Source organism: Mesorhizobium atlanticum, from assembly GCF_003289965.1.
In the GTDB taxonomy this organism is placed as follows: domain Bacteria; phylum Pseudomonadota; class Alphaproteobacteria; order Rhizobiales; family Rhizobiaceae; genus Mesorhizobium; species Mesorhizobium atlanticum.
Genome location: NZ_QMBQ01000003.1, coordinates 379,537 through 403,598, shown reverse-complemented (window position 1 = coordinate 403,598; position 24,062 = coordinate 379,537). Strand labels below are relative to the sequence as shown.

The 24,062-nt window shown below is 63.0% G+C and carries 26 protein-coding genes; 14 read left to right on the top strand and 12 right to left on the bottom strand.

Annotation, left to right across the window (positions count from 1 at the left end):
* Positions 1-98 precede the first annotated feature (98 nt).
* The gene (locus DPM35_RS11645; RefSeq protein ID WP_040969813.1) at positions 99-797 is read left to right on the top strand and encodes a corrinoid protein; all 699 of its coding nucleotides are present in this window, start codon (positions 99-101) and stop codon (positions 795-797) included.
* A gap of 76 nt (positions 798-873) precedes the next feature.
* Here DPM35_RS11645 and DPM35_RS11640 read toward each other — a convergent pair whose 3' ends face one another.
* Positions 874-1,008, bottom strand: a complete 135-nt coding sequence (locus DPM35_RS11640) for an entericidin A/B family lipoprotein (RefSeq protein WP_041003961.1) — start codon at positions 1,006-1,008, stop codon at positions 874-876.
* A 51-nt stretch (positions 1,009-1,059) separates the two neighbouring features.
* On the opposite strand from DPM35_RS11640, the gene DPM35_RS11635 reads away from it, so the two are divergent.
* A complete protein-coding gene (locus DPM35_RS11635) occupies positions 1,060-1,692 on the top strand; it encodes a DUF1638 domain-containing protein (RefSeq protein WP_112127420.1) in 633 nt (210 codons plus the stop codon).
* Positions 1,693-1,704: 12 nt separating this feature from the next.
* Here the strand turns inward: DPM35_RS11635 and DPM35_RS11630 are convergent, their stop codons facing one another.
* The gene (locus DPM35_RS11630; protein ID WP_112127419.1) at positions 1,705-2,619 is read right to left on the bottom strand and encodes an NAD-dependent epimerase/dehydratase family protein; all 915 of its coding nucleotides are present in this window, start codon (positions 2,617-2,619) and stop codon (positions 1,705-1,707) included.
* A gap of 123 nt (positions 2,620-2,742) precedes the next feature.
* Between DPM35_RS11630 and DPM35_RS11625 the strand changes: the two genes are divergently transcribed.
* The 6 genes from DPM35_RS11625 to DPM35_RS11600 all read left to right on the top strand — a co-directional run bounded on the left by DPM35_RS11625 (position 2,743) and on the right by DPM35_RS11600 (position 7,422).
* Complete coding sequence (locus DPM35_RS11625; RefSeq protein ID WP_112127418.1) at positions 2,743-3,318, top strand: DUF4893 domain-containing protein; 576 nt, start codon at positions 2,743-2,745, stop codon at positions 3,316-3,318.
* Between the two features lie 95 nt (positions 3,319-3,413).
* The gene (locus DPM35_RS11620) at positions 3,414-4,196 is read left to right on the top strand and encodes a formyl transferase (protein ID WP_112127787.1); all 783 of its coding nucleotides are present in this window, start codon (positions 3,414-3,416) and stop codon (positions 4,194-4,196) included.
* A 136-nt stretch (positions 4,197-4,332) separates the two neighbouring features.
* Positions 4,333-4,635, top strand: coding sequence for a virulence factor (locus DPM35_RS11615; protein ID WP_112127417.1), 303 nt, complete (start codon positions 4,333-4,335; stop codon positions 4,633-4,635).
* Positions 4,628-5,218: a methylenetetrahydrofolate reductase C-terminal domain-containing protein gene (locus DPM35_RS11610; protein ID WP_112127416.1), complete on the top strand. Its 591-nt coding sequence runs from the start codon at positions 4,628-4,630 to the stop codon at positions 5,216-5,218. Before DPM35_RS11615 ends, DPM35_RS11610 begins: the two co-directional genes overlap by 8 nt.
* Entirely contained in the window at positions 5,215-6,306 is a 1,092-nt protein-coding gene (locus DPM35_RS11605; protein ID WP_112127415.1) for a methylenetetrahydrofolate reductase, read from the top strand. Before DPM35_RS11610 ends, DPM35_RS11605 begins: the two co-directional genes overlap by 4 nt.
* A 141-nt stretch (positions 6,307-6,447) precedes the next feature.
* Complete coding sequence (locus DPM35_RS11600; protein WP_112127414.1) at positions 6,448-7,422, top strand: methyltetrahydrofolate cobalamin methyltransferase; 975 nt, start codon at positions 6,448-6,450, stop codon at positions 7,420-7,422.
* Positions 7,423-7,501: 79 nt separating this feature from the next.
* Here the strand turns inward: DPM35_RS11600 and DPM35_RS11595 are convergent, their stop codons facing one another.
* On the bottom strand, positions 7,502-7,744 hold the full coding sequence (locus DPM35_RS11595) for a hypothetical protein (RefSeq protein WP_245431503.1): 243 nt from the start codon (positions 7,742-7,744) through the stop codon (positions 7,502-7,504).
* Between the two features lie 89 nt (positions 7,745-7,833).
* On the opposite strand from DPM35_RS11595, the gene DPM35_RS11590 reads away from it, so the two are divergent.
* Positions 7,834-9,903, top strand: coding sequence for an ASKHA domain-containing protein (locus tag DPM35_RS11590; RefSeq protein ID WP_112127413.1), 2,070 nt, complete (start codon positions 7,834-7,836; stop codon positions 9,901-9,903).
* On the opposite strand, the gene DPM35_RS11585 is transcribed toward DPM35_RS11590, so the two are convergent.
* A complete protein-coding gene (locus tag DPM35_RS11585; RefSeq protein WP_245431502.1) occupies positions 9,900-10,943 on the bottom strand; it encodes an acyltransferase family protein in 1,044 nt (347 codons plus the stop codon). The two genes, DPM35_RS11590 and DPM35_RS11585, sit on opposite strands and share 4 nt — an antisense overlap.
* A 292-nt stretch (positions 10,944-11,235) precedes the next feature.
* Here DPM35_RS11585 and DPM35_RS32400 point away from each other — a divergent pair, with 292 nt between their 5' ends.
* Together DPM35_RS32400 and DPM35_RS11575 are read left to right on the top strand one after the other, a co-directional pair.
* The gene (locus DPM35_RS32400) at positions 11,236-11,421 is read left to right on the top strand and encodes a hypothetical protein (protein ID WP_127227013.1); all 186 of its coding nucleotides are present in this window, start codon (positions 11,236-11,238) and stop codon (positions 11,419-11,421) included.
* A gap of 306 nt (positions 11,422-11,727) precedes the next feature.
* Positions 11,728-12,693, top strand: coding sequence for an alpha/beta hydrolase (locus DPM35_RS11575; protein WP_112127412.1), 966 nt, complete (start codon positions 11,728-11,730; stop codon positions 12,691-12,693).
* A gap of 1 nt (position 12,694) precedes the next feature.
* On the opposite strand, the gene DPM35_RS11570 is transcribed toward DPM35_RS11575, so the two are convergent.
* Positions 12,695-13,594 (bottom strand): LysR substrate-binding domain-containing protein, encoded by a 900-nt coding sequence (locus tag DPM35_RS11570; protein WP_040981895.1) that lies wholly within the window; start codon positions 13,592-13,594, stop codon positions 12,695-12,697.
* A 220-nt stretch (positions 13,595-13,814) separates the two neighbouring features.
* On the opposite strand from DPM35_RS11570, the gene DPM35_RS11565 reads away from it, so the two are divergent.
* The 3 genes from DPM35_RS11565 to DPM35_RS11555 all read left to right on the top strand — a co-directional run bounded on the left by DPM35_RS11565 (position 13,815) and on the right by DPM35_RS11555 (position 15,732).
* Positions 13,815-14,000: a hypothetical protein gene (locus tag DPM35_RS11565; protein WP_042645026.1), complete on the top strand. Its 186-nt coding sequence runs from the start codon at positions 13,815-13,817 to the stop codon at positions 13,998-14,000.
* A 337-nt stretch (positions 14,001-14,337) separates the two neighbouring features.
* Positions 14,338-14,484 (top strand): hypothetical protein, encoded by a 147-nt coding sequence (locus DPM35_RS11560; protein ID WP_181592012.1) that lies wholly within the window; start codon positions 14,338-14,340, stop codon positions 14,482-14,484.
* Positions 14,485-14,793: 309 nt separating this feature from the next.
* Positions 14,794-15,732, top strand: a complete 939-nt coding sequence (locus DPM35_RS11555; protein ID WP_348628162.1) for a GlxA family transcriptional regulator — start codon at positions 14,794-14,796, stop codon at positions 15,730-15,732.
* A 20-nt stretch (positions 15,733-15,752) separates the two neighbouring features.
* Here the strand turns inward: DPM35_RS11555 and DPM35_RS11550 are convergent, their stop codons facing one another.
* The 7 genes from DPM35_RS11550 to DPM35_RS11520 form a co-directional block, all read right to left on the bottom strand.
* Positions 15,753-16,544 carry an ABC transporter ATP-binding protein gene (locus tag DPM35_RS11550; protein WP_112127783.1) on the bottom strand — a complete coding sequence of 264 codons (792 nt, stop codon included), beginning with the start codon at positions 16,542-16,544 and terminating at the stop codon, positions 15,753-15,755.
* Positions 16,541-17,317, bottom strand: a complete 777-nt coding sequence (locus DPM35_RS11545) for an ABC transporter permease (protein ID WP_198419716.1) — start codon at positions 17,315-17,317, stop codon at positions 16,541-16,543. The genes DPM35_RS11550 and DPM35_RS11545 overlap by 4 nt, the downstream gene beginning before the upstream one ends.
* Positions 17,318-17,481: 164 nt before the next feature.
* Positions 17,482-18,432 (bottom strand): ABC transporter substrate-binding protein, encoded by a 951-nt coding sequence (locus DPM35_RS11540; protein WP_112127410.1) that lies wholly within the window; start codon positions 18,430-18,432, stop codon positions 17,482-17,484.
* Between the two features lie 125 nt (positions 18,433-18,557).
* Complete coding sequence (locus tag DPM35_RS11535; RefSeq protein ID WP_112127409.1) at positions 18,558-19,400, bottom strand: DUF1194 domain-containing protein; 843 nt, start codon at positions 19,398-19,400, stop codon at positions 18,558-18,560.
* Positions 19,401-19,476: 76 nt separating this feature from the next.
* Complete coding sequence (locus DPM35_RS11530; protein ID WP_112127408.1) at positions 19,477-20,418, bottom strand: phosphoribosylaminoimidazolesuccinocarboxamide synthase; 942 nt, start codon at positions 20,416-20,418, stop codon at positions 19,477-19,479.
* A gap of 59 nt (positions 20,419-20,477) precedes the next feature.
* Positions 20,478-21,242 carry a site-2 protease family protein gene (locus DPM35_RS11525; RefSeq protein ID WP_112127407.1) on the bottom strand — a complete coding sequence of 255 codons (765 nt, stop codon included), beginning with the start codon at positions 21,240-21,242 and terminating at the stop codon, positions 20,478-20,480.
* Between the two features lie 202 nt (positions 21,243-21,444).
* On the bottom strand, positions 21,445-24,006 hold the full coding sequence (locus DPM35_RS11520; RefSeq protein WP_112127406.1) for a GcvT family protein: 2,562 nt from the start codon (positions 24,004-24,006) through the stop codon (positions 21,445-21,447).
* Positions 24,007-24,062: the final 56 nt, after the last annotated feature.

Below are 24,062 nucleotides of genomic sequence, written 5' to 3'. Positions count from 1 at the left end.
AAATCAGCTATGGCTAGCTTGCCCTCGCGGGTTAGGTATTGGCGCATCGATTTTTAGGCTGCCGCAGTCATTCCGAGCAGCAAGGAGCCCGAGAAAAAATGTCCGACGACGAGATCATCCTTTCCGAGCTTTCCGACGAGGAGCTTGTGCAGCAGATGCACGACGACCTCTATGACGGGCTGAAGGAAGAAATCGAGGAAGGCACGAACATCCTTCTGGAGCGCGGCTGGCAGCCCTATACGGTGCTGACCGAGGCGCTGGTCGAGGGCATGCGCATCGTCGGCGAAGATTTTCGCGACGGCATCCTCTTCGTGCCGGAAGTGCTGCTGTCGGCCAACGCCATGAAGGCCGGCATGGCGATCCTGCGTCCGCTGCTCGCCGCCACCGGCGCGCCGAAGCAGGGCAAGATGGTGATCGGCACCGTCAAGGGCGACATCCACGACATCGGCAAGAACCTCGTCGGCATGATGATGGAAGGCGCCGGCTTCGACGTCATCGACCTCGGCATCAACAACGCGGTCGAGAAATATCTGGACGCCATCGAGCAGCACCAGCCCGACATCATCGGCATGTCGGCGCTGCTCACCACCACCATGCCCTATATGAAGGTTGTCATCGACACGATGAAGGAAAAGGGCATCCGCGACGACTATGTCGTGCTGGTCGGCGGCGCGCCGCTCAATGAGGAATTCGGCAAGGCCGTCGGCGCCGATGCCTATTGCCGCGACGCGGCTGTGGCGGTCGAGACCGCCAAGGACTTCATGAAGCGCAAGCACAACGTTCGCGCTTCCGCCTGACCCAAGGCATCAGGATGGATCAAAAAAAGCCGCGCCTTGCAGCGCGGCTTTTTTGTCCCCAGATGATGGGAGAAGATCAGTTGACAGTGTCTTTGACCGCCCTTGCCGTCGATTTGACGTCCTTGCCGACGCCCCGGATGGTGTTGGCGCAGGCGGTGAGTGCAAGCGCGCAGGCCAGGATGGCGATCGGCGCGATGCGTAGCAGTTTCATGGACGGTGTCTCCCTCGACAAATATTAAGCCCCAGCGAAAGCCGGCCCGACTTGGTCAAGACGCAAAAAACGGAACCGAATCAAACAGACAGGCTGCTCGTCATCGCCTGCGGAATGATTGCGCGCGAAGTTTTGGCCGTCAAGCAACAGCTAAAGCTCGACCATCTCGAACTGACCTGCCTGCCGGCCGAGTTCCATTTCTATCCGGACCGCATCGCGCCGGCGATGGATAAGGCGATCGAGAAGGCCAAGGCGGAAGGCTACGATCACATCTTCGTCGGCTATGCCGATTGCGGCACGGGCGGCCTGCTCGACAATGTTATCGAGAAACACGGCGTCGAGCGCATGGCCGGACCGCATTGCTTTGCCTTCTACCAGGGCATGGACGCCTATGCGAAGGTGGCCGACGGCGACATGATGTCGTTCTACATGACCGACTTCCTCTGCCGTCAGTTCGAGGCCTTCTTCATCAAGCCGCTCGGCCTCGACCGGCATCCCGAGCTGATCAAGGACTATTTCGGCAACTACGAGAAGCTCATCTATCTCGCGCAGACCGACGATCCGGAGCTCGACAAGGTCGCCGAGAAAGCCGCAATTATGCTCGGGCTTACTTATGAGCGCCGATCGACCGGCTATGGTGATCTGACCAGCGAACTGGCGCGGGCGGCACGGGGCGCCGCCTGAGAAGGCCGATCTTCACGCCTCTGCCGCCAGCGCCGCAAGCACATCGGCGAAGCTGGTCTTACAGACGAAACCCAGCCGCTGCCTTGCCCGCGACGGATCGTAAACGCGGTCGATCGACGAGAACATTGTCCAACCCCTTTTGGCGTAGAGTCGCGCATAGTCGGGGAAATAGCGCGCGACGACCGACGGCGCGTCGGCGATCAGTTCCGCGCAATCCTGCGGCCTGAACGGCGTCGGCGCCGAGACGATGAAGACGTCGAAGCCGAGTTCCGGCGCCTTCTCCAGCGCCGCGACATGGGCCTCGGCCGCATCCTCCACCGTCAGCCGCCGAAACAGCAATTCGTTCGCCTTGGTGTTGGCATCCGATTGCTCGATGGCATGCGCCATGTCGTCCGCTTCGGGGAAGAAGCGCGCCGTGCGCAGCACCACCACCGGCAGCCCGTGCTCGATATGATAGAGACGGCACAGATGTTCGGCCGAAAGCTTCGTCACGCCATAGATGTTGCGCGGCTCCGGCGACATCTCCTCGGTCAGCCAGGCCGCCTTGCGCGCGTCGCCCTGGAAGCCTGCGCGGATCGCCTGCGAGATCATCAGCGACGTCGTCGAGGTGAAGACGAAGCGCTTCACACCATAGGCCACGGCCGCGTCGAGCAGGTTGAGCGTGCCTTGCACATTCGTCGCGACGAAGGCGCTGTTCTCATAGTGTTCGATGTTTGGCTTATGCAGCGCGCCGCTGTGCATGATCGCCTCTATGCGATTCTCGCGAACGGTCTTCAGGACAAGCTCGCGATCCGCGATCGAGCCAACTACCTGCGTAAGCGCCGACGTAACCGGATCAAGGCCGATGACGTGATGGCCGAGCGCCTCGAGCCGAGGCCCCAGCGCGCTGCCCAGCCAGCCGGACGATCCCGTGAGCAAGATCCGCATCGATCAACCGCCATTTTTCGAGCCCACGCTGTTAAGCACGGATGACAGGCGAGCGCGAACCGGTAAGTTGTGCGCCAGTGACGAAAAGAACTGTTCCAGCCATCGATTTGAGGAAACGATTTGATGACCCCTCGCCTGCTTTTTGCCGCTCTCGGCCTCATCGCCCTCACCTTGCCTGCCCGTGCCGACGGCGAGGTGCAGAAGCTGATCACCGCCGCGGACAAGACGCGACTGGAGAAATACGGCGAGACGCGCAAGGCGGCCCTCGAGGAGGCAAAGGCCGGCAATCCGTCGGAGGTCAAGCAACTGGATGACCTGCTCGCCAGGCCTCTCGTCGCCTTCTCCGACAAGGATCTCACCGGCAACTGGAAGTGCCGCACCATCAAGGCAGGAGGTATCAGCCCGCTCGTCATCTATGGCTGGTTCAAGTGCAAGGTGACAGACGACGGCTCCGGCTGGCGGCTTACGAAGATCACCGGCTCGCAACGCTCAACCGGCCGTTTCTTCGACGACAACGACAAGCGCGCCATCTATCTCGGCTCGTTCTCGGTCAATGACGACAAGCCCAAACCCTATGGCAGCGGCCCCGAAAGCGATCAGGTCGGCTACGCCTTCCGCAACAGCGCCAGCGAATGGCGGATCGAATTCCCCGCGCCCTATTACGAATCGAAGCTCGACATCATGGAATTCAAGCGCTGAGCCGGACCTTCCATGCCGGCTGAGACGCCTCCGGCACACCAAGGATTAACCCGCCCCGCATAGCATGCGCCCGGTCTTTGGAGCGGGTGTTTGCCGTGGCAGCGTCGGAATCGAGTACGCGACCGATCGTGGTCGTCACGGAAGGTGGCCCGCATATCTGGGCCATCGTCAACGCGATTACCGATCGGCTCGGTCCCGTCAGCGTCATCCTCGAAGCCCCTGAATCCAAAAAGCGCTTGCTCTTGGGCCGTGCACGGCGCCAGGGCTGGGTTTCAGCCATCGGCCAGCTGGGCACGATGGTGCTGACCAGGCTCGGCAAGCGCTTCCTTGCCGGTCACGCCGAGCGGCTGATTGCCGAGGAAAAGCTCGCGACCGAGCCGCGGCAGGGCCAAGCGATCATCCATGTGCCTTCGGCCAACGGGCCGGAATGCCTGAAGGAAATCGTCGGCATCAAGCCGGGCGTTGTCCTGCTCGCCGGCTGCAGGATGCTATCGAAGGACACGCTGGCGAAGATGCCTTGCCCAGTGCTCAACTATCACGCTGGCATCGCGCCAAAATATCGCGGCATGAATGGCGGCTACTGGGCGCTAGCCTCCGGCGATCAAGGGAATTTCGGCACCACGGTGCATCTGGTCGATGCCGGCGTCGACACCGGCGGTGTGCTGAAGCAGGTGCGCGGCAAGCCCGAGACGGGCGACACGATCGCCAGCTATGCGCTGCGCCAAGCCGCCTTTTCGCGCGATATCTGTGTCGAAGCTGTCGGCAACGCGTTGGCCGGCAGACTGGAAACTATCGATCCCGACCTGCCGTCGAAGCAGTGGTATCACCCGACGATCTGGTTCTATCTCTGGACCGGCCTGACCAAGCGCGTCTGGTGATCGGCAGGTAACGGATTCCAGCATTCGCTTTGCGCCATCGCCAGCGTCGCTTTTGAAGGGGCGCGCGTCGTCCCATAACAAGCGGCCCAACAGCGCATGCGGCAATGCTCCAGGGACTTCGAGGAGTTGAGAATTCATGGCCGATCTGATCGTCGTCTATTGGCGCGACATCCCCGCCCAGGTGATCGTCAGGAAGGGCCGGCAGAACGCCAAGCGCGAGCTGCCGCTGCGCTTCACCGAGGCGATCGACATGTGCGCCATGCGCACCGGCGCCGGCGGCACCGACGACTATCTGGCGGAATGGCGCAAGGCCGACCCGGTTCCGGTCGGCGACGACATCGAGGCCGAGGTCGAGAAGGCCTATCAGGAACTCGACGCGAAATATGACCGCGAGCGGCTGGTCGCTCTGGTCAAGGGTGGCGGGAAAGAAAATGTCTGAGAAGCAGCCGGCGGTTACCCAGGCCACATTGGTCAAGAAGGCGGCGCCGAAATCCGACTACAAGCCTGCCGACGTGTCGCCGCAGCGCCGCGTCCAGCGCACCTTCGCCGTGCGGCTGTGGTCGATCAGGCATTCGCGCTTGCTCGAATGGTTCTACAGCCGGTTCGCCGACGTCTTCCTGCTCCTGCATCCTCTGTGGAAAGGCATCGGCTACAGCCGCGTCGAGGCTCCGGTGAAATTCGTCGAGAAGCGCGTCAAGGGCTTCATGTTCGACTGCCGCATGTGCGGCCAGTGCGTGCTCTCTTCCACCGGCATGTCGTGCCCGATGAACTGCCCCAAGCAGCTGCGCAACGGCCCATGCGGTGGCGTGCGCGCCAACGGCAATTGCGAGGTCGAGCCGGACATGCCCTGCGTCTGGGTCAAGGCCTGGGAAGGCTCCCGCAACATGGTGCATGGCGACAAGATCCTGACCGTGCAGAAGCCGGTCGACCAGTCGCTGCGCGAAACCTCGGCATGGCTGCGGGTCACCGCGCAGGCCGCCGCCGCGCGTGAGACGAACCAGAATCCCGGAGCTTCGGCATGAACGCCCGCCAGCGCGACGAGAATCCGGCCGGCATCCATCTGCCGCTCGACCCCCTGCCCGGCCACACTTCGCGCGGCCGGCTGGAGCGCGTGCTGCGCCGCGGCGAGTTCGCGGTGACGACCGAGCTCAACCCGCCCGACAGCGCCGATCCGGAAGACGTCTACAACCGCGCCAAGATCTTTGACGGCTGGGTCGACGCCATCAACGCCGTCGACGCCTCGGGTGCCAACTGCCACATGTCCTCGGTCGGCATCTGCGCGCTGCTTACCCGCATGGGCTATGCGCCGATCATGCAGATCGCCTGCCGCGACAAGAACCGCATCGCCATCCAGGGCGACGTGCTGGGTGGCGCCGCCATGGGCGTCGCCAACATGCTGTGCCTCACCGGCGACGGGGTGCAGGCCGGCGACCAGCCGGGCGCCAAGCCGGTGTTCGACCTCGATTCCATGTCGCTGCTCGAAACCATCCGCATCATGCGCGACAACGGCAAGTTCCTGTCCGGCCGCAAGCTGACGACGCCGCCGCAGGTTTTCCTCGGTTGCGCAGTCAATCCTTTCGCGCCGCCTTACGACTTCCGCCCGATCCATCTCGGCAAGAAGATCGCCGCCGGCGCGCAGTTCGCGCAGACGCAGTACTGCTTCGACGTGCCGATGTTCAAAACCTTCATGCAGAAGGCGCGCGATCTCGGCCATACTGAAAAGCTCTTCCTGCTCTGCGGCGTGGGTCCGCTGGCTTCCGCCAAGACGGCGAAATGGATCCGCTCCAACGTGCCGGGCATCCACATCCCCGATGCGGTGATCAAGCGGCTGGAAGGCGCGCAGGATCAGAAGAAGGAAGGCAAGCAGCTCTGTATCGACATCATCAACGAGGTGAAGGAAATCCCCGGCGTCGCGGGCATCCATGTGATGGCCTACCGCCAGGAGGAATATGTCGCCGAGATCGTCGATGAATCGGGCGTGCTGAAAGGCCGCCAGCCCTGGAAGCGCGAGATCCGCCGCGATGACCAGCTGGTCGCTGAGCGGCTCGACCACATACTGCACGACGAGATTACCGAAACCCAGGTGGACATGGTGAAGACCGCGCATTGATGTATGTCGCCCAAAAGCGGGAACCGGTTTTGGGACAACGACATACATGAACTTAGAGTCCAAGGCGCTGCCGGCACCATTCACTTGAACCAAATCAGATAACGATATAAAGAACTCTTTATATCCCGACGGAGAGATCGCATGACCCGCACCATCGTCGCCTCGGCGACCCGAGAAATCGTCATCGGCTTCGATCAGCCCTTCTGCGTGATCGGCGAACGCATCAACCCGACCGGCCGCAAGAAGCTCGCGGCCGAGATGGTGGCCGGCAATTTCGAAACCGTCATCAAGGACGCGCTGGAACAGGCCGCCTGCGGCGCCACCATGCTTGACGTCAATGCCGGCGTCACCGCCGTCGACCCCAACGCGACTGAGCCGGCGCTGCTGGTGCAGACGCTGGAGATCGTGCAGGGGCTGGTCGATCTGCCGCTGTCGATCGACTCTTCGGTGACCGCCGCGATCGAGGCTGCGCTGAAGGTCGCCAAGGGCCGCCCGCTGGTCAACTCCGTCACGGGCGAGGAAGAAAAGCTCGAGGCCATCCTGCCGCTGGTCAAGAAATACAACGTCCCGGTCGTCGCCATCTCCAATGACGAGACCGGCATCTCGATGGACCCGGACGTCCGCTTCGCCGTCGCCAAGAAGATCGTCGAGCGCTGCGCCGACCACGGCATTCCTTCGCATGACGTCGTCGTCGACCCGCTGGTGATGCCGATCGGCGCGCTGGGCGATGCTGGCCGCCAGGTGTTCGCGCTGCTGCGCCGCCTGCGTGAGGAGCTCAAGGTCAACACCACCTGCGGCCTCTCCAACATCTCCTTCGGCCTGCCGCACCGACACGGCATCAACGCCGCCTTCATTCCGATGGTGATCGGCGCCGGCATGACCTCCGCAATCATGAACCCGGTCCGTCCGCAGGAAATGGAAGCCGTGCGCGGCGCCAATGTGCTCAACGGCACCGACGAGAACTGCACCAACTGGATCCGCACCTACAAGGACTATAAGCCGGCCGAAGGCGGCCATGCCGTTGCCGCTCCGGTCGCGGTCACCGCTCCCGGTGACGGCGCTGCCGCCGGCGGCCGCCGCCGCGGCGGCCGCGAAGCCCGCATGGCCAGGGGATAAGCGCGCAATCGTGAGCCGCACCGCAAACAAGGCTGGTCCGATCGCATCGTGGATGCGGTCGGACAGCTCTGCTTTGCGTTCAGGCCATACCCACTATGGCGTCGAACAGCGCCATGCCCGCCCACGATCCGAAAATGCCCGTGACGCCGCCGACGATGAAGTCATCGTCATAGGCGGGCCAGTAGGCGTGCAGCAGCAGCGCGCCGACGACCGCGCCGAGAATTCCGGTGGCAAGATATTGCGGATTGCGCAGCCAAGAGCCCTTGATCACGCGCACCATGGTGAAGGCGGTGAGGACGGCGGAGAGCAGCAGATCCGACATGGTTGGCCCCTGGACCAGCAGACTCTCCACCCAACAGTAAAACGATCCGTTAAACGGCATCGGCTATTGCCATCGAGACGCGTGCCAGCATGAATCCTCCGCCCAACATCACCGATCCGCTCGTGCTGTTCATGCCGTCAGGCAAGCGCGGCCGGTTCCCGGTCGGAACCCCGGTGCTCGATGCCGCGCGCCAGCTCGGCGTCTATGTCGAAAGCGTGTGCGGCGGCCGCGCCACCTGCGGGCGCTGCCAGATCGAGGTGCAGGAAGGCAATTTCGCCAAGCACAAGATCGTCTCGTCCAACGACCACATCTCGCCCAAGGGCGCCAAGGAAGAGCGCTACGAGCGCGTGCGCGGCCTGCCCGAGCGGCGCCGCCTGTCCTGCTCGGCGCAGATTCTCGGCGACCTCGTCATCGACGTGCCGCAGGACACGGTCATCAACGCCCAGACCATCCGCAAGGACGCCGACACCAGGGTGATCGCCCGCGATACGGCGATCCGCATGTGCTATGTCGAGATCGAAGAGCCCGACATGCACAAGCCGCTCGGCGACCTTGACCGGCTCAAGATCGCCCTGATGAAAGACTGGGGCCTCAAGAACCTCGAATTCGACTTCTACCTCATGCCGCAGGTGCAGGGCATCCTGCGCAAGGGCAACTGGACCGCGACCGCCGCCATCCACAAGGATGCCGATAGCGACATCGCGCGCGTCATCGCGCTGTGGCCCGGCCTGAAGAACGAAGCCTATGGCCTTGCCTGCGACATCGGCTCGACCACCATCGCCATGCATCTGGTGTCGCTGCTGTCGGGCCGCGTCGCCGCATCCTCGGGCACGTCCAACCCGCAGATCCGCTTCGGCGAGGATCTGATGAGCCGCGTCTCCTATGTGATGATGAATCCGGATGGACGCGAAGGCATGACAGTCGCCGTGCGCGAGGCCATCTCCAGCCTGGTCGACAAGGTCTGCGCGGAGGGCAACGTCCACCGTGCCGACATCCTGGATTCCGTCTTCGTCGGCAATCCGATCATGCATCATTTGTTCCTCGGCATCGATCCGACTGAGCTCGGCGGCGCGCCCTTCGCGCTCGCCGTCTCGGGCGCGGTGCGCATCAAGGCCTCCGACATCGGCTTGAAGCTCAACCAGGGCGCCCGCCTTTACATGCTGCCTTGCATTGCCGGCCATGTCGGCGCCGACGCTGCCGCCGTTACCTTGTCGGAAGGTCCGCACCGGCAGGACGAGATGATGCTGATCGTCGACGTCGGGACCAACGCCGAGATCGTGCTCGGCAACTCCACGCGCGTCGTCGCGGCTTCCTCGCCCACCGGCCCGGCCTTCGAGGGCGCGGAAATCTCCGGCGGCCAGCGCGCGGCACCCGGCGCCATCGAGCGCGTGCGCATCGATCCCGACACGCTCGAGCCGCGCTACCGCGTCATCGGCTCGGAACTGTGGTCCGATCAACCTGGCTTCGCCGAAAGCGTGCAGGCGACGGGCGTCACCGGTATCTGCGGCTCCGGCATCATCGAAGTGATCGCCGAGATGTACCTGTCGGGCATCATTTCCGAGGACGGCGTCGTCGACGGATCGCTCAGCATGCGTTCGCCGCGCATCGTGCCCAACGGCCGCACCTTCTCCTATGTGCTGAAGGAAGGCGAGCCGAAGATCACCATCACCCAGAACGACGTGCGCGCCATCCAGCTTGCCAAGGCGGCGCTCTATGCCGGCACCAAGTTGTTGATGGAAAAGCAGCACACCGATCATGTCGACCGCATCCATTTCGCCGGCGCCTTCGGCTCCTTCATCGATCCGAAATACGCCATGGTGCTCGGCCTGATCCCGGACTGCGATCTCGACAAGGTCTCGGCCGTCGGCAATGCCGCGGGCGCCGGCGCGCGCATGGCGCTGCTCAACCGCGGGTACCGGCGTGAGATCGAGGAGACGGTGAGCAGGATCGAGAAGATCGAGACCGCGCTGGAGCCCAAGTTCCAGGAGCACTTCGTCTACGCCATGGCGCTGCCGAACAAGGTCGACCCCTTCCCCAAGCTGGCCGCCGCGGTGAAGCTGCCGCCGCGCAAGGCGATGAGCGAGGACGGCGGCGCCGGCGACGCCACCCCGCGCCGGCGCTCACGCGAGGAGCGCGCCGCACGCCGCGGCCGCGATTAGAACAAGGCTTTAGCCGGCCTTGCCGCGGCTCCTGCGGCCGCGGCATTGCTTGCCTTGGCGGCGCCCTTGGGACCTTGCGGGTGCAGCAGCCCGATCAACGGCTTTTCGACAATCAGATAGAGCATCGCCGAGAGTGCAAGCGTGGCGACCAGGATCGTCGCCGGCTGCAAAGCCGCGGGAATTCCGATCCTCAGCACGACACCCGTCGCCAGCACGCCAACCGCGACGTGCCACAGATAGATCGAATAGGACGCGTCGCCGAGAAAAGTGGGCAAGGCAGTCGGCTTGAACGGCCTCACCCGCTCGGCAAAAGCCGCGCCTGCCACGATCAATGCGGCCGGAAGCCCCCAGAGCAAGGCGCGAGGCAAATCGGCATCGAACGGCGTGCCAGCCGCAAGCAGAAGGAGTCCCGCGCCAGACACCGCCAGCGCGGCCCCGAGCGACAGCCTGGCGCCCTGGAGCCACAAACGCCCCACGACGACGCCGGCCGCGAACTCGATCACGACAGGATCGGTGAAGGCATGCGCATATCCCGCGGGAAGGACGAAATGCAGCGCGACGATGGCGACAAGTGCGCCTACGAGAACGACGAACCGCCAGCGCTCGCCAACGAACAGGACCAGGGTGAAGACGAGATAGAACATCATCTCATAGCAAAGCGTCCAACCCTGTATGACGATGGGATGCAGCGCATCGTCCTGCAGGACCGGCAGGAAGAATAGCGAGCCAACGAAATTCGCCACACTGAGGAAATGGTCGTAGAAGAACTGCGGCTTGAGCAGGATGCCCGTCGCGGTCAAGAGCGTGACGATCCAGTAGAGAGGCACGATGCGGGTGATGCGGCGGCTCATGAAGCGCCAGGGATCAGCTGGTCTGCCCGCCGTCGTCACCCACATGATGAAGCCGCTGATGACGAAGAAGACGTCGACGCCGGCCGCTCCGACGTTGAACGGACCGCCGAACTGCTCGCTGACATGGAAGCAAACGACCGCGCACGCGGCAAGGCCGCGCAGATATTGGATGCTATGTATGCTTGTCACGATGCCCTGACCCGTCTCGCATCATGCTGCGGTGCACACACCCCACGCCGCATTGCACAATAACTAGGCAGCCACTCTTCTGTGTCAACCACCATTGGCGGCTATTCGGACAGGAACCGGCATGCCGGTCCGCCTGATTCATTTGCATGCAAATGTTTCCGAATCCGCGCGATCCCGAAACCGAAACGCTGTTCTCGCGAAATCGACCCGATACATGCGTGACGCATTTAGCGGCCATCGCATGGCGGCAGCGACAATTGTCGGCCGCCATCGCTCTTCAAGGGAGATGAAAATGTCGATGTTCGGAAATCTCAGCCGCTTCGGTGTCACCATCAGGCAGGCGCATGCCAGGAACAAGGCGATCCGCGCGCTCAACGATCTGCCGGCGCATGTCCGGAAGGATATCGGTTGGCCGGCCTCGCCGCCGAGCGACCCGCAGGCAGCACTGCACAAGCTGCTTCTGGGCACGCCGCGCTGATGACCTTCGCCGACAAATGCAAGCTGCTTGGCAAGCGCCGGGGTCGCAATGCGGCTCCGGCGACCGGCGACAACAAACTGCGCGCCGCGCTGCTGCCGAAGCGGCGCTAAGCAATTCCAGGAAAAGTGTGCGGCGGTCAGGCCTGGCCACTCGCCGTAGCCTTCTGGAATTGCCCAAACAAAGAACCGGCACCACGAGATCACGCCGATGTGCCGGGGCGAATCCTTGACATTTTTAACGGCGGTACGATCTTCAAAAAGCGGGGGGAATTCTCTTAGTCGGCTCTGCCGAGATCCGTTTATCCGCATGCCCAGTTTGAAAAGCCATCTCGTTTCGTTCGTTCTGCGGCACAGCCGCAAGAAGGCCTTTTCCAGTCCCGAGAACCTGCAGCGCTGGATCGCCTACGCCCGCAAGACGGAGGATCATCATCCGCCTGCCTTGCTCAAGGCGCGGTTGGACATCGCCGAGACCGAGATCGACGGCTTTCCCGTCTATGAGATCGCCCCGAAAGCGGGCGAGCGCCGGCGCATCCTTTACATGCATGGCGGCGCCTATGTCTTTCAGATCACGTCCTACCACTGGGGGCTGATCGCCGAGATGGCCGAGCGTCTCGGTTTCGGCATCACAGTGCCGATCTACCCCATCGCGCCCGAGCACGATTTCCACGACATGTTCGGCATGGTCGGCGACGTCTACCGGCGCATGCTCGAAGAGACGGAGGCCGAGGACATCACCTTCATGGGCGATTCCGCCGGCGGCAACATGGCGGTCGTGCTCACCATGATGGCGGCCGAGGAGGGCCTGCCTTCGCCATCGCGTCACGTGCTGATCTCGCCCGGCCTCGACGTTTCGCTTGCAAATCCTGAAGTCTTCGAGGCCGAACGGCAGGATCCGTGGCTGGGTATTCCGGGTGGGCTGGAAGCGGTGCGGCTCTACAGCGCCGGTTTCGACCGCAAGGACTGGCACATCAGCCCGCTTTACGGCGACTTGTCCGTGCTGCCGAAGACGCTGCTGCTGACGGGCTCACGCGACATGCTGACCCCAGATAATCTCATCTTCGCTGAAAGGGCGCGGGCTGCCGGCGTCGAGGTCGACGTGGTCTATGAAGAAGGCATGTTCCATGTCTGGCCGCTGATCGAAATGCCGGAAGCGCGCCGCGCGCGCGACAGCATCGTCGCATTCCTCAACGGCGCTCCAGCAGTGAGCCGGGCGCAGGTACGCAACAGGACGAAAGCCGCTTTCGCAGAGCGCCCCGCGCCGGCGGCCGAATAGCTCAGAACTTGCCGGTTTCGCGGAACAATTCGAACGTCGCGCGGATATGGTCGGCAACAGCCTTCACCGGCGCGCTGGCGTCGGGCGCCACCACCATGGCGAGATTGTAGGTGCCGATCTCCGGCATGCCGTCCTTGGCCCCCAGCGAGACCATCTCGTCGCCGAGGAAGGACTTCGGCAGCGGCGCGACCGCGAGGTCGGCCATGATCGCGGCGCGCTGGCCGGCCGTGTGGGCGCTCATATAGGCGATGCGGTAATTGCGGCCTTCGCGTCCAAGCGCTTCCAACGCCCCTGCCCGCCATGCGCAGCCTTCCTCCCATAGCGACACCGGCAACGGCTCGCGCAGATGCGCACAGCCGCCCTTGGCTCCGGCCCACACGATCGGTTCGGTCAAAAGCACCTCGGCGCCGATCGCGCTGGTCTTGTAGGAATTGGTGAGCAGCGTGATGTCGAGCGCGCGGTCATCCATGCGCCGGCGCAGATTGATGCTCTGGTCGATGGTGACGTCGACGGCAATCGAGGGATGCGACTGCGCGAAGCGCTTCAGCACATGCGGCAGCACGCGCTCGCCATAGTCGTCCGGGGAACCAAGCCGCACCACGCCGACAATGTCGGGGATGATGAACTTCGACACCACCTCGCGGTTGATCGACAGAAGCCGGCGCGCATAGCCGAGCAGCATCTCGCCATCCGTGGTCAGCGTCACGGAACGCGCGTCACGCGCGAAGACGGAACGGCCGAGGATATCCTCCAGCTTCTTGATCTGCATGGATACGGCCGACGGCGTGCGGAACACCGCGTTGGCGGCGGTGGTGAATGAGCCGGTCTCCGCGATCGCCACGAAGGTGCGCAGCACATCGAGGTCAAGCAGCGGCAAGGGATGATTGAGCGGGGCATTCATGGGAGCGTGCCTTCAATTTTTCTGATGCAATCCATCATTCCATTTCGTTTGATTGAACATCACTCCAGGCGCATAGTCAACTCGATCGATGCAGGATGCCTGCCAAAAGCAGCCATAAAACGACCCTGACACAGTCCTGCAATCGACATGAAGTGAAGCTGAAACAGACCTGAATTAACGCAATGACGGGCGCCTCCCTGCCCGCATAGAGGAGAAGGAAATGTCTATCCTGTCGTCTATCGGTCGACTTGCGACCGAATTCAGCGCTGCCCGCGCCCGCTATCAGACCGAGCGCGCCATCCATGCGCTGCCGATCGAACTGCAGAAGGATATCGGCTGGCCTGAAGCGGCCGACGTCAAGACCGGCTTGCGCCACGGTGTCGGAAGCTGGGCCGGAGCGAAGTAATCACGTGTGTATGGAGTTCTGAAGGCCTGCCGCGTCAGCTCGGCAGGCCTTTTGTTTTTTATGCCTTTTTGTTTGCATTCAAACGACTTTTCCAGCCATGCGACTGCTGCATGACGCATATGAACCACCCGCATAGCGGGTTAACGGATCAGCTAAAGCGCTGTAAACAATAGGAAATTATGGGCACATTGCCCAAAAATGTCGCAAATCATGTCGCTTTTCATATCAAGCGCTTCGCTTTTGCGATTTAGTTTTTGCCGAAGCGAGCCTATATCAGCGCCAGCAAAAACGAGCTGCCCCACTCCATCAAGCGAAGGCGACCCGTCTGAGCAACCAAATGGAGATGATGATGAAGCTTTTTGCCCGCCTTTTCGCCCGCCGCGAAACGAACCTGACGACCGCTCTGGAGCGTCAGCGCCTTGCCAACACCATGCCCGGCCAGACCGGCGCAGTGGCTGCTGCCCGTCTCGGCTTTGTTGCCTGAGACGATCCAGCACCGATAAGCTGAATTCAACGCCGCCCGGCTTGCCGAGGCGGCGTTTTCATTTGGGCCCGGCGGCTGTCGACCGCGCAATGACGTCCTGCGGTTGCACCTATTGCCCATTTGCGACCCGTGTCGCAAATTTAATCTTCACTTAGCCGCCTACCCGATTGACAGGAATGGTTTTTCCTGTTGTCGCTATGCTGTTCGCGACATCCTGTTCGCGCCATGGCTGCGTGAGGTTTTCCTGTGAATGCCGTAAAGCACCCGATCAAGAGATCGTTTGTATTCTTCCTCATTCCCGATTTCACGATGATCGCCTTCGCGACAGCGCTCGATCCGCTGCGCTCGGCCAACCGCATGCTCGGCTACGAGGCCTACAGCTGGCGCCTGGCAAGCATCGACGGCAAGCCGGTTCGCGCCTCGAACGGCGTCGAGTGTGCCGTCAACACCTCGCTCGAGGAGGAGCGCAGGAAGATGGCCGGGCCGGACCGGCCAAACATGGCGATCGTCTGCAGCGGCATCAATGTCGAGCGCTACCACAACAAATCGGCCTTCGCCTGGCTGCGCGAGGAGTATAATCGCGGGGTCGCCGTGGGCGGCCTGTGCACCGGCGCGCATATCCTGGCCGCCGCGGGGCTGCTGTCCAACAAGCGCTGCGCCATTCATTGGGAGAACCTGCCGGGCTTCTCCGAGGCCTTCCCGAAAGCCAATGTCTTTGCCGACCTTTTTGAAGTCGACCAGAACGTCTACACCTGCGCCGGCGGCACAGCCGCGCTCGACATGATGCTGAAGCTGATCGGCGATGATTTCGACGAGAGCCTCGTCAACCGGGTCTGCGAGCAGGTGCTGACCGACCGCGTGCGCAGCCCGACGGACCGCCAGCGCCTGCCTCTGCGCGCCCGCCTCGGCGTCCAGAATTCCAAGGTGCTCACCATCATCGAGCTGATGGAGGCGAACCTCTCCGAGCCGCTGTCGCTGATCGAAATCGCCGACCATGTCGATCTTTCCCGCCGGCAGATCGAGCGCCTGTTCCGCACCGAGATGGGCCGCTCCCCTGCCCGCTACTATCTGGAGATCCGGCTCGACCGGGCCAGGCACCTGCTCATCCAGTCGTCGATGCCGGTGGTCGAAGTGGCGGTGGCCTGCGGCTTCGTCTCCGCCTCGCATTTCTCCAAATGCTACCGCGAGCTCTACGCCCGCTCGCCACAGCAGGAACGCGTCGACCGCAAGCAGCTCTTGGCGGCGTAATCTGGGATAAACGCAGCCGACTAGGCGGACTGCGTCTGCGCCGTCCGCATCGCCTCGATGCGGATGTCTTCGGTGAGCTGTGCCTTGAGCGCGGAGAATTCCGGGCTGGTCTTCAGCGTGTAGTGGCGCGGATGCGGCAGGTCGACCGGCACGTCCGATTTGATGCGGCCGGGCCGGGCGCTCATCACGATCACCCGCGACGCCATGAAGATCGCCTCTTCGATGTCGTGGGTGACGAACAGCACCGTCTTCTTGCGCCGCTCCCATATGCCGAGCAGCAATTCCTGCATCAGACCGCGCGTCTGGTTGTCCAGCGCGCCGAACGGCTCGTCGAGCAGAAGGATTTCGGGATCGTTGGCCAGCGCCCGCGCGATCGCCGTGCGCTGCTGCATGCCGCCCGACAACTGCTTCGGCCAATGGTTCTCGAAACCCTTGAGCCCGACCAGATCGACATAGGAGGCGACGATCTCGTTGCGCTCGCGCTCGGGCTTGCCTTGCTCGCGCAGGCCAAAGCCGATGTTTTCGGCGACCGTCAGCCAGGGAAACAGCGTGTAGGACTGGAACACCATGCCGCGGTCCGGTCCCGGCCTTGTGACCGCCTTGCCGTCGAGCAGCACGCGGCCCGTGCTCGGCGCTTCCAGTCCGGCGACGATCCTGAGCAAAGTCGACTTGCCGCAGCCGGACGGCCCGAGGATGGTGATGAAGTCATTTGCCGCGACCGCGAGGTCTACCGGCTGCAGCGCCCGCACGGGCTGCCCACCCCCGACCCCGGCAAATATCCGTGAAACGCCTTCGATCAGAAGCTTGCTCACGCCAGGCTCCATGGAAAGAGCCAGCGGTTGAGCGCCTTGAAGGCGAAGTCGGACAGAAGTCCGATCAGCCCGATGACGATGATGCCGAAAATGATCTGTCCGGTCGCCAGCCGCGACTGGCTGTTGATGATCATGTAGCCGATGCCTGACGATGAGCCGATCAATTCGGCGACGATGACATAGGTCCACGCCCAGCCGAGCACCAGCCGCAGCGTTTCGGCGATCTCCGGCGCATTGGCCGGCATGATCACGCGCTTGACGATGCCGTTGTCGGTCGCCCCCAACGTATAGGCGGCTTCGACCAGGTCGCGGCGCGTAGCGCCGACCTTGACCGCGACGATCAGGATGATCTGGAACACCGAGCCGACGAAGATCACCAGGAGCTTTTCAAATTCACCAATGCCGGCCCACAGGATGAGCAGCGGGATGAAGGCCGATGCCGGCAGGTAACGCGCAAAGGACACGAACGGCTCGAGGAAGGCTTCAACCGGCTTCCAGGCGCCCATGGCGATGCCGATCGGCACCGCCACGATCGACGCCAGAACGAAGCCGCCGAAGACGCGCCAGATGGTGATCAGGATGTCGAGCCAGAACCGGTCTTCGACGAGCAGCCGCCAGCCGTCCTTGAGCATCGACAGCGGGTCGGCGAGGAAGATCCGGTTCACATGGCCGCCGAGCGTGATCCATGCCCAGAACCCGACGAACAGCACGAAGAAGGCGATGCCGAGCACGGTTCGCGTGCCCGGCTGAACGGGGTGCAAGGGACGCAGCATCAGGCCCTGTCCTTAAAGCATGGCTCCCGAAAGTGGAAACCGGTTTCGGGTAAGACATACGTAAAATCAAAGAGCTAAAGCGCGAGGAGCGTATCTGAAGGATCGCGACGCGCTTTAGCGGGAAGGGATCGGCGGCCTTGCGCCGCCGATCGCCTGATGCGCGATCAGTTGGCCACTGCGCTGGTATCGGCAAGCGTCGTCACATCCGGGACTTCCTTGATCAGCCCCATCTGCAGCAAAAGCTCGGCCGCCGTCTTGGAGAAATCCTGGAATTCCTTGGTGAAGAACTGCTTGTTCTCTTCCCTGTCGGCCCATTTCAGGTACTTGGCCGAATCCTCGAACTCCTTGGCCGACTGCTTCACATCGGCGCCCATGATCTCGTAGGATTTCTGTGGATCCTTCTTGATCAGGTCGAGCGCGTCGAAATAGCTGTCGGCGAGCGCCTTGGCGACGTCGGGATTGGCTTTGAGGAAGTCCGGCGTGCAGCCGACGGTGTCCAGGACCATCGGGTAGTCGAGCGTGGTCGCCAGGATGTGGCCCTGGTCGGCCTTGTCGCGGACCGCCGAGATGAACGGCTCATAGGTGACGGCGGCATCGTTCTGGCCGGCCAGGAAGGCCTGCGCCGCCGCGTCCGGCTCCAGATTGACGACGGTGACGTCCTTGGTCGACATGCCGTTCTTGTTGAGCACCCAGGCGAGCAGGAAATAGGGCGACGTGCCGGGTGCGGACGAGGCGACATTCTTGCCCTTGAGGTCGGCGACGGTCTTGATGTCGTTGCGCACGACGATGCCGTCGGCGCCATAGGATTTGTCGAGCTGGAATATCTGCTTGGTTGTGACGCCGCTGGCGTTCCACACCATCCAGGTCTCAACCGTGGTCGCCGCGCATTGCAGGTCGCCGCTGGCAATCGCCAACGGGCGGCTCGCCTGCGGCACCTTCTTCAACGTCACGTCCAGCCCGTGCTTTTCGAAAAGCCCGGCCTGCTTGGCCAAGGTCAGCGGCGCGAAGCCGGTCCAGCCGCTGATGCCGATGGTGAGCGAGGTGGCGGCCATCGCCGGTGCGCCGAGCACGGCCGCCGCCGCCAGCGCCGCCGCGAAAATGGTGGTCCTGTTCATTGTGGTTCCCCTTTTTGTGGTGAGCCCGAATTGTCTCACAGACGCCAAAAGGCTTGTCAATGAAGCGACGTTTCAACGAAACGTCATCCTAATCGGGTGTAGGCTCAAGTCAGCTTCTCCAACGCTCACGGCATGCCCCAGCCGCGGTTGCGCCACATCTTCTCGCCGACTTGGCAGTCGGCGGCCGGCCTGTCGTCGGCGAGCACGACCGGCGGGTGAGCGGCCTCGTCCGCCGCCCATTGCGGCGAAGCGGGACCGGCAAGCTCGAGCACCAGCTTGCGGCGGATCGCTTCGGGAAACTGGGTCCAGTCATTGACCGGGATCATGAAGGCGCCAGGCCCGCCGATGACGCAGTCGCTGTAATAGCGGTCGAGATTGCCGACGTCGAAGGCGCCGCTGAAGCCGCCACGCGTCATCAGCGGCAGGCCGTTGATGGTGATGCCTTGCCTGACCACCTCGTCGCGGGTGAGGTCGACCGGCGCGCCCTGGTTATTGGGCCCATCGCCGGAAACGTCGATGACACGCTTCGTCCCTTGGAATCCGCTCTCGGCGAACAGATCGCTGCCGAAGCTCAGTGCTCCGGAGATGGAGGTACGCCGGGCGCTGTCCGGCGGCTTGGCGTCGAGCTGCGCGACGAACCCCTCTGCGTCGGCGCGATTGGCGATCACCGTCCACGGCACGATGACGCGCTGCCAGGTCGTGCCGGCCCATTCGACATAGGTCACGGCGATCTTGCCATAGGCGCCGTCGGCGATGGCCTTAAGGACATTGTCATGCGTGAGCGCCGCGGCGTAGCCGTGACGCTGGATTTCCAGCTCGGCCGGCGACATGGAGAGCGAGACATCGACCGCCAGCACCAGCTCGACATCGACGGGTTCGGCGGGAGAAGCCGCTTGCGTCAGCCAAAGCGCCAGCGCCAGCGCGGCGCCGCCTGGAAAGACATGCCTTGCGCGGGCATAAGCAGACATGACGGAAGGTTAGGCGAAAATCGCCGCGCGCAAAAGCCGGGAATCCGGAGCATCGGATCCCGCCGGCCTGAATCTCTTAGAAATACCGCGAGAGGTTCGAACGGATACGCTCCAGCACCGTATTGCCCGAAAGGTCGGGCACGAATTTCGCGCCAGTGATCGCTTCATAGGCCTGGATATAGACCGCCGAGGCCTGGTTGATGATCTCGTCGGGAATTGGGGGGATCGGGTCCTTGTAGGGATCGCACCGCGCCGACACCCAGGACCGGACGAAATCCTTGTCGAAGCTCTGCGGCCGCCCGCCGCTCGCGAACGCCTCGTCATAGCTCGCAGCGATCCAATAACGGCTGCTGTCGGGCGTGTGGATTTCGTCCGCCAGCACGATGGTGCCGTCCGGCGCGGTGCCGAATTCATATTTGGTGTCGGCCAGGATCAGGCCGCGTTCGGCGGCGCGCTGCTGGCCGCGGGCGAACAGCTGCAGCGCATAGCGCGATACGGTATCCCACTGTTCCTGCGTGAGCAGCCGCTGGCCGATGATCTCGGCTTCCGACAGCGGCTCGTCATGGCCGCCATGGGCGGCCTTGCTGGTCGGCGTGATGATCGCTTGCGGCAGCTTTTCATTGTCGCGCAGCCCGTCGGGAAAGCTGTGACCGTAGAAGCTCCGCTCGCCTTTCCGGTACTTGGTCAGGATCGAGGTGCTGGTCGTCCCTGCCAGATAGCCACGCACGACCATCTCGACCGGCAGCATGTCGAGCCGTGTTCCGACGACGACGTTGGGGTCGGGATATTCCAGCACGTGGTTGGGACAGATGTCGGCGGTCTCCTCGAACCAGTAGCGCGCCGTCTGGGTGAGGACTTCGCCCTTGAACGGGATCGAGGCCAGGATGATGTCGAACGCGCTCAAACGGTCGGTGGCGATGATGATGCGGCGCCCGTCCGGCAGATCGTAATTTTCGCGCACCTTGCCGTGATAGTGATTGGGAAGTTCGCGAATGAAGGCGTCGGACAGGATGCGCATGGGGCGTAGGCTTTCGCAGGCTTCTGATCTGGCCACATAAGCCGCTGGCCTCCTGCACATCAAGCCGGATGCTGCGGAACGGGCTTCTTATTGCCGGCAGCGCGAAACGCCCGCCAGTTCGGCCTGAAGGAAGGCGGAAACCACAACAGAATTCCGGCCATGGCGGCTGGCACGATGATCGCGAAGCGCAGGATCGAAAGCAGGACGCCGCAGAAGCCGACGATCCGCACGGCGGTGTCCGCGCCGAAACGCGGCGCAAGCAGGTGCCGGGCGATCGCCCCGCCATCGAGCGGAAAGGCCGGGAGCAGGTTGAGAACGGCCAAAACCGCATTCACCAGGGCGCCAAACCAAAGTGTCCACTCCAAAAGTGTGTCGGGTCTCGGCGGCGGCGAACTGAAAAGACCGTCCGGATCGACTGCCAACAAGGGCCGGGCAAAAAGATAGTAGGCAGCCGCAAAGCCCGCCGCCAGAACGATGTTCACCAGCGGCCCGGCGAAGGCGATCCACGCCCAGCCAGAGGGCGAAGCTACGCCCGGCTTGAACCAGGCAATTCCGCCGAACAGGTACAGGTCTATCCGTTGGGTGCCGATGCCGCGCCGTCGCGCTGCCCAGACATGGGCAAGTTCATGCAGAAACACCGACAGGAACAGGAGCGCGGCGAATATGGCGGTGTGGATCAGGGCGACCTGGGGATGCCTCGACCACTCATGCAGGAACGGCAAGGCGGCGGGAATGGCAAAGGTCCAACTGACATGAACGGGAATATTCCCCTTCATCGTGAAGACGAATGCGTCGTTCTTCCTGTCCCAGCCGAACCGTTGCAAACCTGCTTGCTCCGCCCGGCGTAACGCTAGAGTAATTCTAGGAAAAGTGTGAGCGGTTTTCCGTCCGGAATTGCGTCAAAACAGAGAGCTGGAGCGGTTCGCCGTTTCCTTCAACGGTGAACCGCTCCAGGTGAGAATCACGGCTCGCACAAAAGCAAAAGCCCGACCGGAGCCGGGCTTTGCATGTTTCTGCCTCCGATCCTCAGCTCCTCGGCTTGAGGTTCTCCGGGTCGTAGAGCGGCTTATAACCCACTCCCGCAACCTCGACCGGATAGGTCTCGCCGAAATACTCGACCTGCAGCTTGCGGCCTTCTTGGGCATAGGCCCAGGGGAGATAGGCGAGCGCGATGTTCTTGCCGATCGTCGGACCGTAGGCGACCGAGGTGGTGAAGGAACGCCGGCCGAGTTCGTCGACCAGCGTCTCGCCCCTCGCCGGATCCATCACCGGCATGGTGCCGACCGGATAGCGCGCGACACCCTTGGAATCGATGTTATCGGTCATCACCAGCGTGCACAGCATCGCGGGCTGGTGCTCGCGGGCGCGGTACTCCAGGTGCTTGGCCTTGCCACAGAAGTCGTTCTCCTTGACCTTCGGACGGGCAAGGTCGGCTTCGAGCAGATTGTATTCGGTCAAAAGGTCGGCGTTCTGGAGGCGCAGGCTCTTTTCCATGCGGCGCGTGTTGGCATAGGTCTCGACGCCGAACGGCATGACCCCGGTGGAGCGCAGCGCGTCCCAGACGGCTAGGCCGTCCTCGTAGCGCATATGCAGTTCCCAGCCCTGCTCGCCGACATAGGAGATGCGGAAGGCCGTCACATCCTTGCCGCCGATCTTGATCGGCTTGATTGCCGCGAAGGGGAAATTCTCCGGCGTCAGGCCCTCGGGGTTCTCGACCACCTTCTGCAAGGTCGTGCGGGCATTCGGCCCCCAGATACCGATGGTGACATATTTCTCGGTCACGTCGGTGACGGTGACATCGAAGCCTTTGTCCTGCGCCGTGCGCTGCATGTAACGGAAGTCGCGCGGGCCGGCGTCGGCGCCGTCGATCACCCGACAGCGGTCGGCCATGCGGATGACGGTGAAGTCGGCGCGCACCATGCCTTCCTCGTCGAGGAAGTGCGTATAGATGCCCTTGCCGATATTGTTGTCGCCGCCGATCTTGGCCGCGCACAGCCATTCGAGCAGCGCGACATGGTCTGGACCTTCGACGTCATACATCGAGAAGTGCGACAGGTTGACGATGCCGCAATCCTCGCTCATCGCCAGATGCTCGGCATTGGAGACGCGCCAGAAATGGCGGTTGTCCCATTCGTTCTCGCGTACCGGCACCCGGTTGCCGTATTTTTCAAGCAGATGCTCGTTGGCGGCATAGCCGTGGGCGCGCTCCCAGCCGCCGAGTTCCATGAAATAGCCGCCGAGTTCCTTCTCGCGCTCCCAGAAGGGCGAGCGGCGGATGTTGCGGCCTTTGGAGAAGGGCTCGCGCGGATGCACCGCCGGATTGTAGACCTTCATCGCCGTCTCGGTGCAGCGATCCCAGATGAACTGCTCCTGCGTCTGGTGCGGATAGAAGCGCGAATAGTCGATCTGGTGATGGTCGATCGCGGTGCGGCCGTCGGTCATCCAGTCGGCGATGAGCTTGCCCATGCCCGGGCCGTCCTTGACCCAGATGGCGACGGCATACCACAGCCCCCTCACCTTCTGGCTCTCGCCCATCGACGGGCCGCCGTCGGTGGTCACCTGCAGCAGGCCATTGAAGGAATGGCCCTCATTGTAGCCGAGCTCGCCCAGGATCGGCGTCAGTTCCATGGCGCGCTCCAGCGGCGCCAGGATCTGCTCCATGTCGAGGTCGCGCTGAGATGGCGACAGCCGCGCCTCATGCTTTTCGAGCAGATCGCGCGGGTGGCAGAGACGCGGATTGGTCTCCTCGTAATAGCCCCATTCGATCTGCCCGCCCTCGGCGGTCTTCGGATCGCCTGTGTCGCGCATATAGGCCGAATTGCCCTGGTCGCGCAGCAGCGGCCAGCCGATCTCCTTGCCGGTGCCGGCGAACTCGTTATAGGGGCCGAAGAAGGTCAGCGGATGGTCGATCGGCATGACCGGCAGGTCCTCGCCGACCAGCGCTGCGGTCAACCGCCCCCAGATGCCGGTGCAGACCACGACATAGTCGGCCTCGATCGTGCCGCGCTCGGTCACCACGCCCTTGATGCGGCCGTTTTCGACGATCAGTTCCTTGGCCGAGGTGTTGGCGAAAGCCTGCAGCTTGCCGGAAGCAACGCCCTGGTCGACCAGCTTGCCGGCCACCGTCTGCGAGCGCGGAATGACGAGACCGGCATCCGGGTCCCACAGGCCGCCCTGCACCAGATGTTCCTCGATCAGCGGGAATTTTTCCTTGATCTCTGCCGGCTCGATCAGCCGCGCACGGGTGCCGAACGCCTTGGCGGAGGCGATCTTGCGCTTGATCTCGTCCATGCGGGCATCGTCGCCAACGCGGGCAACCTCGAGGCCACCGACGCGCGCGTAGTGGCCCATCTTCTCGTAGAAATCGATGGAATAGAGCGTCGTCCAGCAAGACAGGAAATCGTGGCTGGTCGTGTAGCAGAAGTCCGAGGCATGCGCGGTCGACCCGATATCGGTCGGGATGCCCGACTTGTCGATGCCGACGATGTCGTCCCAGCCCCGCTCGATCAGATGATGCGCGACCGACGCGCCGACGATACCGCCCAGACCGACGATGACGACCTTCGCCTTTTTCGGAAACTCTGCCATTGCCCGCGACTCCAAAGGGATAGACGGGCGCGTTTGCGCGCCCTTCGAATGGCGCA

Coding starts and splice junctions, on each gene's coding strand:
- DPM35_RS11645 (WP_040969813.1), top strand. CDS start 99: ATGTCCGACGACGAGATCATCCTTTCCGAGCTTTCCGACGAGGAGCTT.
- DPM35_RS11640 (WP_041003961.1), bottom strand. CDS start 1,008: ATGAAACTGCTACGCATCGCGCCGATCGCCATCCTGGCCTGCGCGCTT.
- DPM35_RS11630 (WP_112127419.1), bottom strand. CDS start 2,619: ATGCGGATCTTGCTCACGGGATCGTCCGGCTGGCTGGGCAGCGCGCTG.
- DPM35_RS11625 (WP_112127418.1), top strand. CDS start 2,743: ATGACCCCTCGCCTGCTTTTTGCCGCTCTCGGCCTCATCGCCCTCACC.
- DPM35_RS11615 (WP_112127417.1), top strand. CDS start 4,333: ATGGCCGATCTGATCGTCGTCTATTGGCGCGACATCCCCGCCCAGGTG.
- DPM35_RS11610 (WP_112127416.1), top strand. CDS start 4,628: ATGTCTGAGAAGCAGCCGGCGGTTACCCAGGCCACATTGGTCAAGAAG.
- DPM35_RS11605 (WP_112127415.1), top strand. CDS start 5,215: ATGAACGCCCGCCAGCGCGACGAGAATCCGGCCGGCATCCATCTGCCG.
- DPM35_RS11600 (WP_112127414.1), top strand. CDS start 6,448: ATGACCCGCACCATCGTCGCCTCGGCGACCCGAGAAATCGTCATCGGC.
- DPM35_RS11595 (WP_245431503.1), bottom strand. CDS start 7,744: ATGTCGGATCTGCTGCTCTCCGCCGTCCTCACCGCCTTCACCATGGTG.
- DPM35_RS11590 (WP_112127413.1), top strand. CDS start 7,834: ATGAATCCTCCGCCCAACATCACCGATCCGCTCGTGCTGTTCATGCCG.
- DPM35_RS32400 (WP_127227013.1), top strand. CDS start 11,236: ATGTCGATGTTCGGAAATCTCAGCCGCTTCGGTGTCACCATCAGGCAG.
- DPM35_RS11575 (WP_112127412.1), top strand. CDS start 11,728: ATGCCCAGTTTGAAAAGCCATCTCGTTTCGTTCGTTCTGCGGCACAGC.
- DPM35_RS11570 (WP_040981895.1), bottom strand. CDS start 13,594: ATGAATGCCCCGCTCAATCATCCCTTGCCGCTGCTTGACCTCGATGTG.
- DPM35_RS11565 (WP_042645026.1), top strand. CDS start 13,815: ATGTCTATCCTGTCGTCTATCGGTCGACTTGCGACCGAATTCAGCGCT.
- DPM35_RS11560 (WP_181592012.1), top strand. CDS start 14,338: ATGGAGATGATGATGAAGCTTTTTGCCCGCCTTTTCGCCCGCCGCGAA.
- DPM35_RS11555 (WP_348628162.1), top strand. CDS start 14,794: ATGATCGCCTTCGCGACAGCGCTCGATCCGCTGCGCTCGGCCAACCGC.
- DPM35_RS11545 (WP_198419716.1), bottom strand. CDS start 17,317: ATGCTGCGTCCCTTGCACCCCGTTCAGCCGGGCACGCGAACCGTGCTC.
- DPM35_RS11540 (WP_112127410.1), bottom strand. CDS start 18,432: ATGAACAGGACCACCATTTTCGCGGCGGCGCTGGCGGCGGCGGCCGTG.
- DPM35_RS11535 (WP_112127409.1), bottom strand. CDS start 19,400: ATGTCTGCTTATGCCCGCGCAAGGCATGTCTTTCCAGGCGGCGCCGCG.
- DPM35_RS11530 (WP_112127408.1), bottom strand. CDS start 20,418: ATGCGCATCCTGTCCGACGCCTTCATTCGCGAACTTCCCAATCACTAT.
- DPM35_RS11520 (WP_112127406.1), bottom strand. CDS start 24,006: ATGGCAGAGTTTCCGAAAAAGGCGAAGGTCGTCATCGTCGGTCTGGGC.